Raw genomic sequence first — 1,668 nt, 5'->3', positions numbered from 1 at the left:
AGATATTTTTACTGCTTTTGGAGTAATTCAAGATACTTAGGTCAAATATGTGCGAACGGGGAGAAAAAGACAGTAAAAAAATAAATTCTATTTTTCGCAGTTTTCGGTTAAACCTGCATGCTAACTTCGCCTGCAGCAAGAGGTTTCATGCATAAACTTCCCTTTCGTGCTTCTTCTATGATGGTGTCCATCTTTCGGGAAATATCCGGAGTGAAATAAGCTTCATGACATCGTTCACATACATAAGCTGGAATATCCCTAATGACTACAATTTCATTGTCAACTCGTGCCATGAATTCGGTATGACCTTCTCTCAGTGTACCTTTGCAAAAGGAACATCTTTCAGGTTTCATTCTCTTCTCCTCTCATTATATGTTATCCAATGTGCATCATCAGGATAGTAACAGGTAATTATTCGAAGATGATCATCACACACACCAATTACAACATGTAACATTATATCTGTTGTCTCTATACCCATTAGAACTGATGGGCATGGCTCATCATCAGAATATTCTTCAATTATCTCTCCGGTAATTATCGCCTGTTCTATAGCACCTGTTTTTATACCTCGTTCTGCCATCCTGAGCCTTGCATGAGCTGTAATAAGGTATTGATCTGAACGGATGTATGACCGAATTTTTTCAATCATCGATTATGAGCCTCTTAATGAGAGTTTCAATTTGTTGCACTGAGATAATATGATTGTCGTTTATTCATCAAATACCGTCAGAATAGATTGAAGAAAAGTCTGATTATCCATACTTCTACAATGTCAAGTTTGAAACGTGAAGAAATTAATTATATCGTTTGATCTTTATATAAGTAATTACAATATATTGGCTGTGCTAACTTTGCATTCAAGAATGAGGTCGCACGACTTAGAATCGCGATAGATCAGCAAATTTCAAATATAAACGCATTTTTAATCAGGCGTCCCTTAAGGACTGTTTTTCTACAAAAACGCACAATAGGCATTTAATTACGCTCGATTATGTGAAAGGGCTCCTGACAAGTCCTGGACGCTTCAATATCTCTCACTGGAATGGCTGACTATCAAGTCCGAAACTGGAAGGCATGGCATCATCATGTAGCATTAGTTCTCCTTGCGATGTTCTGGATATTGAGGGAGCAAAAGCACCTTCCTCCTGAATTTAAAGACATTACACCTCAAGACGTCGCCCGTTTTTTAAAAATTTGGATGCCTCTGAAAGAGAAGACGTCATCTACGGTTGCTGAGGTGACTGTCAAAAATAAAAATAACCGAAAAAATTCACGAAGATCTAAGATGAAACGAAAAGGGCGGCAAATTATCGAATAAAAGTTGAAACCGAGATGTGTGCGCCAACTTAAAAGATAGCTCTCGGCTTCGTGTTATTTTTTGTTTTTATGGTATTTATCGTTGTCTTAAACATCATTATTTGCATATGATTATTTCCACTAGTCGTTTTGTATGAACATCATATGTTTTTCAAAATATTAATCAAAATTGGAGAGGATCAAGATAACTAACCATTTAAACATGACATTGTAGAGTTATAACTAGAGGAAATTCCAATCTATGAAGCAATTTGACTCAGGCATTGACGGTTCTTGAAACACTTCTGTTTGCGCCGATTCAAAAGTGACCCACCTATATAAGTAAACGCCAATTCAATTTTGACCCAC

Annotated in this window: 3 protein-coding genes; 1 reads left to right on the top strand and 2 read right to left on the bottom strand. The window is 36.8% G+C overall.

Features of this window, described 5'->3' with window-relative positions; all coding sequences use genetic code 11:
- Window positions 1-107 precede the first annotated feature (107 nt).
- Together DLD82_RS17800 and DLD82_RS17795 are read right to left on the bottom strand one after the other, a co-directional pair.
- Window positions 108-353, bottom strand: coding sequence for a type II toxin-antitoxin system MqsA family antitoxin (locus tag DLD82_RS17800; protein WP_109942477.1), 246 nt, complete (start codon window positions 351-353; stop codon window positions 108-110).
- The gene (locus DLD82_RS17795; protein WP_109942476.1) at window positions 350-652 is read right to left on the bottom strand and encodes a DUF4258 domain-containing protein; all 303 of its coding nucleotides are present in this window, start codon (window positions 650-652) and stop codon (window positions 350-352) included. Before DLD82_RS17795 ends, DLD82_RS17800 begins: the two co-directional genes overlap by 4 nt.
- A 393-nt stretch (window positions 653-1,045) precedes the next feature.
- Here DLD82_RS17795 and DLD82_RS18785 point away from each other — a divergent pair, with 393 nt between their 5' ends.
- Entirely contained in the window at window positions 1,046-1,321 is a 276-nt protein-coding gene (locus DLD82_RS18785) for a hypothetical protein (RefSeq protein WP_109942475.1), read from the top strand.
- Window positions 1,322-1,668 lie beyond the last annotated feature (347 nt).

This window comes from Methanospirillum stamsii, assembly GCF_003173335.1.
Lineage (GTDB): Archaea > Halobacteriota > Methanomicrobia > Methanomicrobiales > Methanospirillaceae > Methanospirillum > Methanospirillum stamsii.
The sequence above is the reverse complement of the archived record's forward strand: the minus strand, read 5'-3'. Positions and strand labels throughout refer to the sequence as shown.